At 54.4% G+C, this 13,911-nt stretch carries 17 protein-coding genes and 1 tRNA gene; 6 read left to right on the top strand and 12 right to left on the bottom strand.

Translation table 11 applies throughout. The features are described from left to right. The first annotated feature begins 73 nt into the window (after window positions 1–73). The 3 genes from LPB19_RS12545 (at window position 74) to LPB19_RS12555 (ending at window position 2,346) form a co-directional block, all read left to right on the top strand. Window positions 74–643, top strand: coding sequence for a hypothetical protein (locus LPB19_RS12545; protein WP_206643239.1), 570 nt, complete (start codon window positions 74–76; stop codon window positions 641–643). 285 nt (window positions 644–928) lie between these two features. Further along, the gene (locus LPB19_RS12550; protein WP_206643240.1) at window positions 929–1,540 is read left to right on the top strand and encodes a hypothetical protein; all 612 of its coding nucleotides are present in this window, start codon (window positions 929–931) and stop codon (window positions 1,538–1,540) included. 326 nt (window positions 1,541–1,866) lie between these two features. Further along, on the top strand, window positions 1,867–2,346 hold the full coding sequence (locus LPB19_RS12555; RefSeq protein WP_206643241.1) for a hypothetical protein: 480 nt from the start codon (window positions 1,867–1,869) through the stop codon (window positions 2,344–2,346). A gap of 247 nt (window positions 2,347–2,593) precedes the next feature. Here the strand turns inward: LPB19_RS12555 and LPB19_RS12560 are convergent, their stop codons facing one another. The 5 genes from LPB19_RS12560 to LPB19_RS12580 form a co-directional block, all read right to left on the bottom strand. Further along, on the bottom strand, window positions 2,594–2,812 hold the full coding sequence (locus LPB19_RS12560; protein WP_206643242.1) for a hypothetical protein: 219 nt from the start codon (window positions 2,810–2,812) through the stop codon (window positions 2,594–2,596). A gap of 220 nt (window positions 2,813–3,032) precedes the next feature. After that, window positions 3,033–4,052: a tyrosine-type recombinase/integrase gene (locus LPB19_RS12565; protein WP_206643243.1), complete on the bottom strand. Its 1,020-nt coding sequence runs from the start codon at window positions 4,050–4,052 to the stop codon at window positions 3,033–3,035. Window positions 4,053–4,203: 151 nt separating this feature from the next. Then, complete coding sequence (locus LPB19_RS12570) at window positions 4,204–5,544, bottom strand: site-specific integrase (protein WP_206643244.1); 1,341 nt, start codon at window positions 5,542–5,544, stop codon at window positions 4,204–4,206. A 65-nt stretch (window positions 5,545–5,609) separates the two neighbouring features. After that, a tRNA-Ser gene (locus tag LPB19_RS12575) sits at window positions 5,610–5,700 on the bottom strand. 127 nt (window positions 5,701–5,827) lie between these two features. Further along, on the bottom strand, window positions 5,828–6,034 hold the full coding sequence (locus tag LPB19_RS12580) for a DUF2905 family protein (protein ID WP_206643245.1): 207 nt from the start codon (window positions 6,032–6,034) through the stop codon (window positions 5,828–5,830). A 47-nt stretch (window positions 6,035–6,081) separates the two neighbouring features. Between LPB19_RS12580 and LPB19_RS12585 the strand changes: the two genes are divergently transcribed. After that, window positions 6,082–6,612, top strand: coding sequence for an isochorismatase family protein (locus LPB19_RS12585; RefSeq protein WP_206643246.1), 531 nt, complete (start codon window positions 6,082–6,084; stop codon window positions 6,610–6,612). Between the two features lie 39 nt (window positions 6,613–6,651). Then, the gene (locus LPB19_RS12590; protein ID WP_206643247.1) at window positions 6,652–7,302 is read left to right on the top strand and encodes a cupin domain-containing protein; all 651 of its coding nucleotides are present in this window, start codon (window positions 6,652–6,654) and stop codon (window positions 7,300–7,302) included. A 12-nt stretch (window positions 7,303–7,314) separates the two neighbouring features. On the opposite strand, the gene LPB19_RS12595 is transcribed toward LPB19_RS12590, so the two are convergent. The 7 genes from LPB19_RS12595 to LPB19_RS12625 form a co-directional block, all read right to left on the bottom strand. Next, entirely contained in the window at window positions 7,315–7,848 is a 534-nt protein-coding gene (locus LPB19_RS12595) for a lipocalin family protein (protein ID WP_206643248.1), read from the bottom strand. Window positions 7,849–7,982: 134 nt separating this feature from the next. After that, window positions 7,983–8,366 (bottom strand): DUF7352 domain-containing protein, encoded by a 384-nt coding sequence (locus tag LPB19_RS12600; RefSeq protein ID WP_206643249.1) that lies wholly within the window; start codon window positions 8,364–8,366, stop codon window positions 7,983–7,985. A 74-nt stretch (window positions 8,367–8,440) separates the two neighbouring features. After that, the gene (locus LPB19_RS12605; protein WP_206643250.1) at window positions 8,441–9,376 is read right to left on the bottom strand and encodes a LysR family transcriptional regulator; all 936 of its coding nucleotides are present in this window, start codon (window positions 9,374–9,376) and stop codon (window positions 8,441–8,443) included. 19 nt (window positions 9,377–9,395) lie between these two features. Further along, complete coding sequence (locus LPB19_RS12610; RefSeq protein WP_206643251.1) at window positions 9,396–10,013, bottom strand: flavin reductase family protein; 618 nt, start codon at window positions 10,011–10,013, stop codon at window positions 9,396–9,398. After that, on the bottom strand, window positions 10,003–11,208 hold the full coding sequence (locus LPB19_RS12615; RefSeq protein WP_206643252.1) for an MFS transporter: 1,206 nt from the start codon (window positions 11,206–11,208) through the stop codon (window positions 10,003–10,005). Before LPB19_RS12615 ends, LPB19_RS12610 begins: the two co-directional genes overlap by 11 nt. A 4-nt stretch (window positions 11,209–11,212) precedes the next feature. Continuing rightward, window positions 11,213–12,040 carry a CheR family methyltransferase gene (locus LPB19_RS12620; RefSeq protein ID WP_206643253.1) on the bottom strand — a complete coding sequence of 276 codons (828 nt, stop codon included), beginning with the start codon at window positions 12,038–12,040 and terminating at the stop codon, window positions 11,213–11,215. Window positions 12,041–12,078: 38 nt separating this feature from the next. Next, window positions 12,079–13,008, bottom strand: a complete 930-nt coding sequence (locus tag LPB19_RS12625; RefSeq protein WP_206643254.1) for a chemotaxis protein CheV — start codon at window positions 13,006–13,008, stop codon at window positions 12,079–12,081. Window positions 13,009–13,199: 191 nt separating this feature from the next. Between LPB19_RS12625 and flgA the strand changes: the two genes are divergently transcribed. Continuing rightward, on the top strand, window positions 13,200–13,901 hold the full coding sequence (flgA, locus tag LPB19_RS12630) for a flagellar basal body P-ring formation chaperone FlgA (RefSeq protein ID WP_206643255.1): 702 nt from the start codon (window positions 13,200–13,202) through the stop codon (window positions 13,899–13,901). Window positions 13,902–13,911 lie beyond the last annotated feature (10 nt).

Genomic DNA, 13,911 nt, shown 5'->3' on the forward strand with positions numbered 1-13,911 from the left:
GTGCGCGACTCAGCTTTGTTTACAGTCGCCGCGCGGTTAAAGCGGTCACAAATTCCAGACGATAGGCGTGGATATGAAGGATATAAAAATTGGCGACTGGGTAACCTCGTATACCGCGGGGATCTGGCAAGTCTATCGTGTTATCGACGACTTCTATGAGTTGCGCTGGAGTCTACAAGAGGAGAAGAAAAAGTCTGATAGGACATTGATTTGTTCCAAGAGGTTGTTTAATAGCAAGTGGAAGCGTTCCTTCAGTTCTGAGTCATGCCATCATGTTTTTGTTGATTTGCTAAGTAGTGATGATGTTCGAAGAATCAGCGTGGAATTCAACAAAAATCCTAAGCTTCAAGAGGCGTTCGAAAAGTACGAGCCTAAAGACTCTAACCTTTTATCTGATATAGGTTTCAGCCTGCCTGAATCCTATGACTATGATGATTTTGCTAAGGAAGTTGAAAGTCTTTTAGCAGGGCGAATAGCGCATGGATTAATAATGGATGAAATTTTAGAGATTCTGGAAGGATCTGATGTTTTTCAATACAAAGGAAAGTATCCCCAGAACGCTAGAATCCAATTCTTCTGTCAGAATTACGAAATAAGTAGCTCTGAACTAATCTTTAGACGTTATCGAACTCTTAACTTTTAGAGTTCCCGCTCAGTCGATCGAGATGGGCCCAAGAATCTGAGAAGCTGAGCCTTGGCATTGAGCGTCTAGATCCAATGTCCGCTTTGCGACCTTCGGGCTCTCAATTTGACCCGATAGAAGTAGACTGGGGCATTACCGCGTAAATCTTTGCAAAACTTCCAGCTTTCGTGAGTTATTTCCTCCATCCTCCCCCGTGGTTCCTGCAAGCTATGACCGAAAGGTAACCAGTCCATTCGGTAGGTCTACACTGACTTCGGCGATGGCGGTGTGATCGGTTAAAAAAGGATGGAAACGGACGTGCTGTATCGAATTCTCACCACGGTTTTGTTGTACACATGCTCTGCTTACTTGCCAGCCGGCAATCTCTACCATTGCAAGCAAGCCGACGGAAATATGTCCTTCCAGGATCGTCCCTGTAATGGTGAAACGCTAAAGATAGAATCATCGGCAAGTGGAGGCCCTCTATCCGAAGAGCAGGTTATCGCGGTGGTGGCCCGATTGACCGGTCGGGATGAAAGCGCCCTCGACGATCCCAAACTCAGACAAGCCGCTGAAGTATTGGTCGCTGTTGATGCGGGTAAAGCTTATGCCTTTACCAAAATTTACGGAGCTGCTGAACCCTATTGCGGGAACCAGATCAGTCGGGCACTCATGCATTACAAAGACAAAGCCCACGACGTCATTTCTCTTGGTCAGTATTACTACAGCACGGGTCTGTACTTTCAAGTTGGGACAGACAGCGTAAGCCACTCGGGTAGTGAGTTAACGGCAGCGCTTAATGAAATGCTCGTTGAAGAACGCAAGAAGTATCAGTATGCCAATAAGATTGAGCTTGGTAAGCGTTGCAAGGCTGCCGTCCAGGCGCTTCGGTCCCTGACCACGATGTATGGCAATTAACACGATTAGCCCGCAAGGCCTAAAATTCGCGAAGTGGTGATGATGATTGATGCACTCAATGTCCGCTTTGCGACCGCTGGGGCCTCTCAGGTTTCTAAACAAAAGCGGGTACAGAGTAGGGTAACCCTAAAAACTCTTTGCGAGATCAGCTGGCTTGCGGAGATCCGAGAAACAGAGACAATCGGCGTTTTGCCGTGCATTGCTTTCAAAGACTAAGTTTTTGACCAATGATTAATGTTAAGAAATGGCGGATGATGTCCGTTTCTGCTCGGAGATATACGCCAATTGTCATCGAACTAGCTGTCAGCCAGCCAAGGGAGAGTTTAATGAAATGGATTTTTACGTTGTTAGTGTTGGTATCTTGGTCGATTCCGGTGGCTTCCGAGACTCTACTTGCAGCCATATGTGATGAGCCGATCGGCCCGCGTATCGATATTAGGAAAGAGCCCCCCAATGCAACAGAGGTTTCGATCCTCCGTTCAGAGGATAAGTATTCGGGAACCCATCCTTTCTTCACGATTGACTCGACTGATCCTAGAACGCTTCGATACAAGTGGGGTAATACAGATCTTGGTGGCGCAAGGCTGGATGAGCTAATCCCCCAAGCGGAGAAAACAGCCACTATCGTCATTGCAAATGAAAACGTGATATCTGGCGTTGAGGTATTCAGTAGCAACAGGGTTAGCGTTTTTACTCTACTCCCTAAAATGGGCAAAGGCGTGTTCACTGACCACTCATACACAACGGTATTGGGCGAAAATGTAAAAGCAGTTACTTTTACTTCCAACTGCCGGTTTATGAAATGAGCTAAGACCATAGATGATCACTGTTTTAGATTAACGGTGCAAAGCACCCTTAGCGACCGTAAGTTGCACGGTGATTGCATCGTGCCGTTAGTTTCCAGCGAAGCTTTTAGTGTCTCCATGAGCGGTCAACGGAATTTTCTACTCCCGAACCGGAAAACCTCATGGACCAGCACTGCGCATTCTCGACTACATTCCCGATGAAGAAATTCATGCAGGGAGCCATCCGATCCGGCAGCGCATTGAGGAGTTAGAGAATCTTAGGGCGCACGTCTGCGGTCACATACACGAAGGGTACGGCAGGATAGAACGCGATGGAGTGATCTACGCGAACGTGAGCGCATGCGGTCAGCACTTCAAGATCACGAACGCTCCCGTAGTCATCGATATATAGTTCTTTCGAGCAGATATCGGTGAACTTCCAGGCTAAGGGTTTGGCCGGGGCAAGCCCCCGGAATTTAGGGCGCATTGCGCCCCCTCTCTCAACTCAGGCCACACACCCGTCTTCTGACACGTCCCTCAGCTGTAGCTGCGCGCGGGCAATGATAGCCTCCACTACCCCACCCGGCAGCATACACATCAATCAGAGAGAAGACAGAGAACGACTCGGCCAGCGTCGCCCACGCCTCTAAGCCATTGCTCAAGCCAGTTCTGAGAACGATTACTCAAGGTTGTCCTAGAGCGAGAGTCTAAGCGACCGCAGCAAACACCTGTTCCTGCTGCTCAACGAAATCCGGCATATCTTGCTCAATGATCTTTCCATAATGGCGATAAATCATCTGCTCCGATGTGTGGCCCAGTTGTCTTGCAATCCACGCAGCCGGAACTCCCTGAGTAAGCATTTGACTGGCCCAGGTGTGCCGACAGTTGTTCGGCGATCGGTAACGAACCCCCGCTTTGTTGAGCAAAGGACCTAAGAAGTACCGCGCGTAGTGACTATCGGTTTTGATCGGCTCGCCGGTATTGCTGTTCAGAAAAACGATCCGCAACCGTTGACGAGACTGGGTCCGATTGTCCTCGAGCGTGACGGAATAACTTCTTGTTAAGCGTGGCTTACCCGACAACGGCTGGAGAGAAAGAAGAAGATCCGCCGCGTGCTGCGGGAGCGAAATCACCCGGTCACTTGCACGATTCTTTGGCGTCTTGAATATTCCGTTGACCCGGGCGCGCCGGACGTGGAGCGTACGCCGGGCAAGATCAACGTCCTCCCAGGCAAGCGCCAACAACTCACTCACACGCAGTCCCGTGTACAGTCCAAGCTTGAGCATCGCCATTTCAGACACTTGCGCCCCAGGAACCGAGGTCATTTTGGCAATTTCCTCGCGGGTAAAGGGATCCGGGCCGGTGATCACCGTCCGCAAGTTTTGCAGAGTCCGTGTGGGATCCTTGGGGATTTCTTCGTCTTCGACAAGCCCCCTGAAGACCCCTCGAAGCACAATCAGGTACTCGTTGATGGTTTTGTTGCTATACCCACGCTTGTGCAGTTTCTCAATGAATCCTCTCACACAACGCGGTCTGATTGAGCACAGCTCCTGACGCTTGAAGTGCTTGTCAATCAACTTGGCTTTTGAACGATAACCCTTCACGGTCGTTTCCGACAGCTCGAGCGATTTGTTGTTTAGCCAGTCAACCAAGGCGGCTCCGATAGGGGTGGCAGAAAAGCCCTCGGCACGAGTGAAGTGCTGAAGGCGCTTGGTGGTACGTTTCACTGAAGTTTCCTCATGTTTCAGCCAACACAGTAACCCCAAAAAAATGCCAACGCAACTTTTTCCCTTTTTTTTCAGCATGTTACGTAAAGCATTTCCTTGACCCACTCACGAAAGCGCCGACCTCTCTGAAGGTTACCGCCCCCTATCCTCCTTACCTACCACCAACGAGCTCAATCGAATTTATCACCTTGGCGCATTTCGCCAGACCAGAGGGTTTCCCGTACCGGCCAAACGTAATCGAGCGCTTGGAATGACCCGCAATTTCCGCGACCAAATACTCAGGTACGTCCTGTTGCTTCAGCGCATCAATAAAGGTATGACGCAGGCTGTGTGCGGTCGGACGGTTGCCCGTCTCATACCCCAGCTTGTTCGACAGAAAGCGATTGAAGCGCTGCGTGAAATTTCGCGACCAGTCGTTGTCTTTCCCGGTCGGCGTGCAGTTGAACAACTGAACTTTGCGTGCCGCCTTGCGGCGGCTCAGGTATTCCAGAAAGCCTCTCTGAAGCAAATCGTGATGAACGGGCACATGTCGGCGGGCATTCGCCGTCTTCACCCGCTGCCCGGGTCCCTCATCACTGACATTGAAGTACCAAATGCCCGACAAGGGGCACTGACGGACATCCGAGACACGAAGCTGGCAGGCCTCGCTGGGGCGAAGGCCTGAATGCAATAGAATCAGAGGGATCCACATGTCATCCGGGCCACCCCGGGTTGAAAAGCGCTCATGCGACAGCAAGTCCTGTAATTGAGCCGGCGTCCAGATTGCTCGCTGCTCATGAGCCGCCTTAGATTCTTGGAGAATTGCCTTGACCCCGTCAAAGGGATTGCGTCGCAGGTAGTCCATGCGAACACACCAGTCGCAGAGCTGGCGCGCGACGCTCATGTACTCCTTGGTGGTTTTGGCGCTCCAGTCGTTGCTAACCAGATCCTCCTGGTAACCCAACGCATCCGTCATCTTGAGGGTTCGCGGGTTCCGGTCATTAAAGTACCCCACCAGTGGTCGGAGCCGCCCCGCTACCTGCTGAAGATACTTCTCGGTGACCCCGGTTTTGCGCTTGTACTTCATGTAGCTCCGGATCAACCAGGCGAAATCCCGGTAAGCGGCCTTTTTATCGGACTTAGGTTCGAGCGTCTCCGTAGAGGTCGAAACAAGGGGGGTCTCCGGCGCGTTTGCCTGAGCAGGGGGATGGTTGAGGGTACCGTCGAAAAAACCGTGCAGACCCAGCCGAAGAGCCTTCAGATCGCGATCAAAATGGTCACGAGAAGAAAATGTGCCGGGCTGACCCAAATAATCCAACACACAGCCACTGACCAGCGCATTGCGCTGAACGGCAGTCTTTCGACACTTGGTTAATAGCGATACGCGAACGGCGTGGGGAAACCCGTCATCGCGGGCACATTTTGGAAGGGGGATGCGGGTGTAATAAACCCCGAAACTGCTACGCTGAAGGTACATATTGTTCCACCTGATTGTTCCACCAGACGGACGCAAACCTCAGCTCTTAGGGAACTTTTCGGGAGACCTTGCAGCGCAAGGCCTAGCCCCGAAAAATATATTGGCGGAGAGGGAGGGATTCGAACCCTCGATACGCTATTAACGTATACACACTTTCCAGGCGTGCGCCTTCAGCCACTCGGCCACCTCTCCAATAAACTGTTTCAAATCAGCGGTATCACCGCTCATTTGAGGGCGCAAACTTTAATGTTTTTGACGCGGTTTGGCAACTCCCTTTCGCAAATTCGGTCAAAACTTTTTGTGCCGCGGTCGATTCTGTTCAGCGATTAAACAAGTTAAACAGCAGTGTGAGCAAGACACTGACAACGACCATTGAGGTAATGGGGACAAATACGCGACCGCTTTCCGAGCGTATATCGACGTCACCCGGGAGTTTGCCGAACCAGCCCAAGGCAGAAGGCACAAAATGGAGGATCGCTCCAAGAAGAATCAGTAGTATGCCAGCAACAATAAACCAGCGGGCCATGGGGTTCCTCCCTCGTCCGCCCTTCGCCGATAACCAGGAGCATATCAATGCTGATGAAAGCCGATCAATCCACGCTGGTGCTCATTGACCTGCAAGAAAAACTGATGCCGGCGATCAGTCAGGGAGATGGCGTCATAGATCGATGCCTCACCCTGGCTACGATCGCCGGCCTGCTGGACGTTCCTACACTGTGCACGGAACAGCTGCCGGAAAAGCTGGGGCCGAACATTGAGCCCATCCGGGAGCTTTGCCAGCAGGTCGTGAACAAAAACCACTTTGATGCCTGCCCGGACGGTCTTATCGATTACCTGCCTGAAGGTCGCCAACAGGTGGTGATTGCCGGCTGCGAAACCCACGTCTGCATGCTGCAAACGGCGTTGAGTCTTTTGGATGCCGGCTTTAAAGTCTGGGTGGTTGCTGACGCCACCGGCTCCAGAAATGAATTTGATCGAGACGTGGCCCTGGACCGGCTCCACCAGAGCGGCGCCCGTATTGTGACGGTTGAAATGGCCGCCTTTGAATGGATGCGGGATTGCCGACATCCCCGTTTCAGGGACATTCAAAAACTGATCAAATAACCTATCAACACAAGCTCAGTAGCGGAAAACAGGTTCACTATGCTCAACATGGATTTCTCCGAACGCGTTGTCGTCGACTCAAATCAACGCGACTGGGTGCCAAGCCCGGCCGGCGGCGTGTTGCGAAAGCCTCTGGCACGAGAGGAGGCAGAACGCGGTCACGCAACGAGCGTGGTGCGTTATGAGCCGGGGGCTCGGTTTCAACGTCACGAGCACCCGAAGGGCGAGGAAATTCTGGTTCTGGACGGCGTGTTTTCAGACGAGACCGGAGACTACCCCGCCGGGACTTACCTGCGTAATCCGCCCGGCAGCGGCCACGCTCCCTTTAGCGAAGAAGGTTGTACGCTGCTGGTCAAGCTTCATCAGTTTGACCCCCGAGACACATCCACGGTCCGCATAGATACTACCCAGACCCCATGGCTGCCTGGCATTGGGGGGCTTGAGGTGATGCCGCTGCATGCATTCGAGCACGAACACGTGGCACTGGTGAAATGGCCTGCCAACGAGGTATTTCAACCTCACCGCCACTTCGGTGGCGAGGAAATTTTCGTGCTGAGCGGAGAGTTCTGTGACGAGCACGGTCGATACCCGGCGGGCAGCTGGATTCGTAGCCCACACCTGAGTCAGCATCATCCTTTCGTGGATCAGGAAACCGTCATCTGGGTCAAAACCGGCCACCTGCCCTTTTAGGCAAGATTCAGGTCATTCAGGCAGAGGGCTCTGGTCGACGATGATCAACTCGTCCAGATCAAAACCCTCCTCCCTCGCGCGCTCGCGGAAAGCTTCGAGCTGCCGCTCGCTCACCTCGGGGGTCCGGGACAAAAACCACAGGTAATCCCGGTTGTAGCCCGAAACATAGGCAAACTGATAGCCCGGCTGGTCCAGCTCGAAAATCACGTAGGAGCTGTAAAACGGGCCGAAAAAAGAAACTTCCAGATGGCCAATGCTGTCATCACCGGCGAATTTCGCTTTTCCCACCGCCTCGGACCACTCCTCTTTTTGAGCGTCATAACCACGGTTGACGACCTTGATCGTGCCATCGTCGGTCAAGCTGTATTCTGCAGTAACCCGGCTTAGCCCCTCCTCAAACGAATGATCCAGGCGGGCGATTTCATACCAGGTCCCCAGGTAGCGTTCCTTCTCCAAACCAGAAACGGGGTCAATGCCTTCTGGTAGCCCGGTGCAAGCCGAAAGCAACAGAATGGCTGGTAAAATCAGGTTACGTAACGATTTCACGGCTCGTCCTTTTATCCGGAGGCTAATAGGCGGGCACTCTGCCTTCGCCGGTATGTTCTGGAGTTCTAGTCGCTTCTTCCCGGAAATACAAACAAAAAACGGGCCCAAGGGCCCGTTTTCGTTGGTTTACTGGCTCATGACAGCCCTGCTGGAGAGCGCCAACCGGAGCCGTTACCCAGCTTGTGCGCGATGCTGTCGTCCCTTTTGGCATCGTTTCTTACATCGCTCCATGGATGTTCTGCTTTCGGGACTTCAAACACGTGGTACGCTTCTGGTCCGAAGGGGTCGAGCGCGGTGTCCACATACTCGTAATTGTCTGGCACGGGTTCGCCGGAAAAAGCGACCCGGAACTGCCGGTCGGTCAGTTTGGCACTGGCCTTGAGCGGCTGCTCTACCCAGATATAAACGGCTTTATCCGGCACCACGTATTCGCTTCTAACCACCCGACACCCTTCACACAGGGAGAGGGTTACAGGTTCCTTGCCCGCTTCCAGTCGAAATTTGTGAATCGTTTTCATGACCGCTGCTCCTTTTATTAAGCTCCGCCACACGATTCCATCTTCCCCTCGTTCACTGCTCGACTAAATAAGCTTTATACATCTGAATACATCGTTTTTTTCGATGCCTTGTTGTCGACGGAGAACCAGTCGCTGGTCTCACAGATTGCACGAACACCATCGTGGGCGGGATGCTTGCTACGTGTGATGGCAAAGAGCGCCTCCTTTACTTCGTCAATGGAGGCGATTTCTTCGACCTGGTATTGGCGGCAAACCTCATCACGGATTGCCGTAGGCGCGGCAAACACACCAAGACCCTGGCTGCCGAATACCTTTACCAGCGCGCTGTCATCAATACGCGCAACGATTTCCGGGGTAACACCGTTAATGGAAAGCCAGTCCATCAGGTTTTTGAAGTACGGCGCGTCGGCTGTGGTTGCCAGCATGGGGGCGCCATTCAACGACTGAGGGAATCCTTGCTTCAGCGGCTGCGCCAGGCAACTGGAACCAAACAGACTGACCGTCGACCCTGCCAGGGGATGAACTGCAAAGCCGCCTTGATCTTCAACCTGGGGTACCCAGTCCGTCAGGACGACATCCAGTTCCTTGCGTTTCAGGCGTAAAATCAAGTCTTCGGTATTGCCAGTCAGGCAATTCAGCCGGACCGGCCGCTGCAGATTCATCGCCGGCTGCAGCAGGCTGTAGGCAATGAGCTTATGAATGGAAGCAGAGACACCGGCAGAGAGCGTCAGAGGGCGATCCGAAGGGTCAAGCCGCACCACGTCGTTCAGTTCGCTGGTGAGCGCGAAGATCTCGTCCGCGTATCCCAGGACAGTACGCCCCAGATCGGTCAGGTGCAGCCGGCGCCGTTCCCTTTCGAACAACAACCCGCCGAGGGACGATTCGAAAGTCGCCAGCTGGCCACTTAATGTCTGCGGCGCCAGGTCCAGCACCTCACTGGCGCGGGCGATCGTACCTTCGCGGCTGATCATCCAGAAATAGTACAGGTGCCTGAGATTCAGCTGATCCACCCGGTTTCCCTCCCCGTCGTCAGCTCGGTCTTGGAATGGTAAGAATATCACCGAAGGTGACGTATTCATTGGCTCCCAGCCGGCCAATGGGATCAATTTCCCGCGCATCCATCACGGTTCGCGACTTTTCGTCCTTGCCGACCGCCCGATCCGCCACAAAAATGCTTTTTACCAGCCCAAAAACCAGACTTTGCGGCGCCGCACCAATTTCTTTTATTTCATGCAGCTCGCAGGCCAGTGCCACCGGGCAATCCTTCAGGCGGGGCAGCCGGAAACCGTCGAATTCCACCAGATCAAGATTGAGTCGCGCCAGCTCGGATTCGCCGTGCGGCAGTGTCCGGGAGGTCTCGGTCACCGCACTGGCCATCGCCCGGTTCGCGATATGGACAACAAACTCCTGCCGCTCCTCGATATTCACCCGAGTATCCTTGAATGACTTGTCGGTTGGCTTTCTGCCCACCGAGAGCATGATCAGTGGCGGGTTACTCGTAATCGGCGTGAAGAATGAAAAGGGGGCCAGGTTGAAGTCGCCCTCGGGATTCTCACTGAGCACCCACGCAACTGGCCTCGGAATGACCGTTTGCGTCAGCGCGTGGTAGACATCGGCGGAGTTCATGCCTTCAAAATCAATAATCATCCTTTGCTCCTTGCTTTGCCGGCTCCGGTGAGCGGGCATGAGTGAGCCACAGAGCCATTAACACGCCATGCAGGATCACAAACGGAATCGCCACCACCACCAGACCATCCCAGCCCATGGCGGCGAGCACGGCACCGGCCGACAATGCAGCGGTTGCCTGCGCTCCAAATACCACCGTATCGTTGATGCCCTGCACGCGGAAACGCTCTTCCTCTCTATAACCGTCAGGCAGCAATGCCGTCCCCCCGACGAACAGAAAATTCCAGCCAACCCCCAGCATCAGCAGCGCACCGAGATAATGGTGGAAACTGATGCCACTTGCCGCGAGCCCTATGCACCCGACGTACAGTAACAACCCCGTTATCATGAGAACGGGAATCCCGATGACACGGGTGAGCCAGCCGCTGACCAGCGAGGGCAAGTACATCGCCATGATGTGAAGCTGAATGACACGTTTGGCGTCGTCGAGATCGTGCTGGGCAATCTCCGTCATGCTCAGGGGGGTGGCGGTCATGATGAAGCTCATCACCGCATAACCCACGGCGGCGGAGCTCATCGCTGCCAGCACCAGAGGGCTTTTCAGGATTTCGAGCGTGGGACGACCGCCCGTAACGGATCCGTGCGAGGTCAGCTCAGCCTGACCTCGATATCCCGCACCGAGAACCATCAGTGCCGCAGCCTGAGCCGCGGCAAGTGCGAGCCAGCTGGTCAGAAAGGGAAAGGCCTCATTCCCGCCGGCACCCAGCCCGGCGATTTCCGGCCCCAACCAGGCGGCAATTAATCCCCCGAACAGAACCCTTGACGCGGCGCTGCCACCCAGCTCTGGCGGTACCGATTCCATGGCAGCAAAGCGGTACTGATGAACTACAGCCAAACCCGTTCCGGCGCCAAAAGCCGCAAAGCACAGCAGGCCGAAACTGCCCAGCCAGGAGGCCATCGCCCCAACGAGGCTGAAGCCGACCCCAATGGCCGCACCGAGCAACATGACCCGTTTTCTGCCCAGACGCGAGGTCAGCCAGGCGGCGGGCCGGACCGCCAGCACCGTGCCCACAACCACGAGCCCTACCGGCAGCGTGGCCCATTGAGGGTCTGAGGCCAGCAGTCGTCCCTGGATACTTCCGATGAAAACAATAAACGGCGCCGTGCACAGGGCCAAGGCCTGGCTTGCGACGAGGATCCAGACATTCAGCGGCATAGGCTTATTTCTTCCGGTAGATGATGCCCGGATGACACTGGACCATTTCGTACAGGTCTGACAGGCCATTGAGCGACTCGGAAGCCCCCAGTATCAGGTAACCTCCGGGGTTCAAGGTGGCGTGAATACGCTTGAGAATGTCTTTCTTGAGATCCGCCGAGAAGTAGATCAACACGTTCCGGCACAGCACAACGTCAAACTTGCCCAGCACAAAGCGGTCCAGAAGGTTAAGAAGCTTGAACTCGACCATGCCTTTGAGTTCGGGATTGATCTGCCAGCCGCCATTGGGTGACGGCTTGAAGAACAGTTTCTGACGGTCAGGTGACAAGCCCCGGCCGATGGCAAGCATTTCATATTCGCCCCGCCTGGCCACCTCGAGGACGCTTTTGGAAATGTCGGTTGCCGTAATCCTGACATCGCGCAACTTCCCGGGGCGCTGACGACGATACTCTGCCACCGTCATAGCAACTGAATACGGTTCCTGCCCGGTTGAACAGGCGGATGACCAGATGCGAATCGGTTGATTGCCTTTGCGGTCTGCCAGTTCTGGAAGTAGTTTGTCCTGGAGGATGCGAAACGGGTGATTGTCGCGAAACCAAAGGGTCTCGTTGGTTGTCATTGCATCAATCACCACCTCACGAAGCGCCCCCCGGCCGTAGCGCTGCAACTGCGACAGCAACTCGCCGAGTGATTCCAGTTCATGCTCTTCGAGGATCCTGCGCAGGCGGCTCTTGACCAGATACTGTTTGTTCTCGCCCAACAAAATACCGCAGGCATCCTGCAGGAATGTTTTGAACGCTTCGTATTCCTGAGGAGTAATGTCAGCTTTCATGTAAGCTCTGTAGTGTGGTCAGCCAGCGCCCATGCCATTCAACGCTGATCGACTATGTCCATCACCCGTTCGGCCAGTTCGTCCGGCCCGAACTTCGCAACAAAATCATCCGCACCCACCTTTTGCACCATGGCTTTGTTGAACACGCCACTCAAGGAGGTATGCAGCAGGATATACAGCCCATTGAGCGCTGAATCGTTCTTGCAGCGGCTAACCAGCGTGTAGCCGTCCATCTCAGGCATTTCCACGTCAGAAATCACCAGGGACAAATGATCCGTGGCCTTCGATCCGTCACGGGTAATTTCTTTCAGGTATGCCAATGCCTGCTTTCCGTCGTTCTTGGTCACCACCGGCATACCGATGGCGGCCAGACAACGCTCAATCTGCCGTCGAGCAACTGCCGAGTCATCAACGACAAGCACCGGAAGCTGGCCCGCGTCCTGCGCCGAACGCTTGCTCAAAACTTCGGGCGAAACATCTTCCCGCAGCGGCGATACTTCTGCAAGAATCTTCTCTACATCAATGATTTCGACCAGCTTTTCATTAAGCTTGGTGACCGCCGTCAGGTAAACGTCTTTACCACTCCCCCGGGGCGGAGGAACGATATCTTCCCAGTTAAGATTCTTGATCTCGTCCACACCCGCCACCAGCAGGCCCTGGGTCTTGCGATTGTACTCGGTAATAATCACAAAGCTGCTGGCGACGCTCTCCGGGGGTATCGGCGGCAGGCCGATTGCCATACTCAGGTCGATTACCGGCAAGGTCTGACCCCGAATGGAAGCCACACCACGAACCACGGATTGGCTTTTGGGAATTGAAAACAATTTCGGGCACAGCAGTACTTCTCTCACCTTGAAGACGTTAATGCCATACAGCTGCTGGCCACGAAGCCTGAACAGCAATAATTCAAGACGGTTCTGCCCCACCAGCTGAGTTCGCTGGTCAACGCTGTCCATTACCCCTGCCATGCCTGATCTCCAGCACTGCCGGTTTGCCCCGGCACACAAATTGCTTTTTCTTGTTTTGGTAAAACGGCAAGCGACAAAAATGCGTCGGTCCGTTGGCCACGATTCAATGTATCGGCCGATTTCTGTAAAGCCTTAATGTCGAAGCTGGCCCAATCAACGTGCCAGCACCAGCATAAAGTAAAGCGGGATCTATGCGCATCACTAAATTGAGCCTGACACTCCTTGCTTTCCTGATCGCCTCGCCGGCACACGGAAAGACCTCAGCGACGGAAATCCAGCACGCGGCGCAAGCCTTTCTGGAAAGGTTCGCCCTGGCCCAGGAAGAAAAAGGCTACTCAGTAACTTTCGCGACCGGCTCCGTCGATAATCGAGTGGCCCTCGCCGATTGCGACAGAGAGCTCGCCGTGGACTTCACCGGGGATCCCTGGAAGTCTGAACACCCCTCGGTGCAGGTCGCGTGTCACGGCGAGCGCCCCTGGCGAATGTTTGTGACAACCAAAGTATCCATACAGGGTCCGGCCCTGGTTGCTGCCCGCCCCTTGGCGCGCGGTGAACGTTTGTCCCGGGCATTGGTCACAACCAGGACGATGACCGTGAACGCCAGCCGTCGGGGCGTACTGAAAGATTTTTCCGATGTTGAGGGCATGAACATTCGGCGCGCGATGAATGCCGGCACACTGATCACCCCCGACATGCTATCAGCCCCGGATGCCATTCAGCGCGGTGATCACGTGGTGATTGTAGCCCGCAGTGGTAACTTCAGCGTGCGCTCCAGAGGCAAGGCGCTATCAAGTGGTGCCATCGGTGAACAGATAATGGTCGAAAACCTGACCTCGGCGCGCACCATTCGGGCTAACGTTGTGGCCCCCGGGCGTGTGCAAGTCACCATGTAAAGTATAAAAA

Origin of the sequence: Marinobacter salinisoli (genome assembly GCF_017301335.1) — a bacterium.
GTDB classification, from domain to species: domain Bacteria; phylum Pseudomonadota; class Gammaproteobacteria; order Pseudomonadales; family Oleiphilaceae; genus Marinobacter; species Marinobacter salinisoli.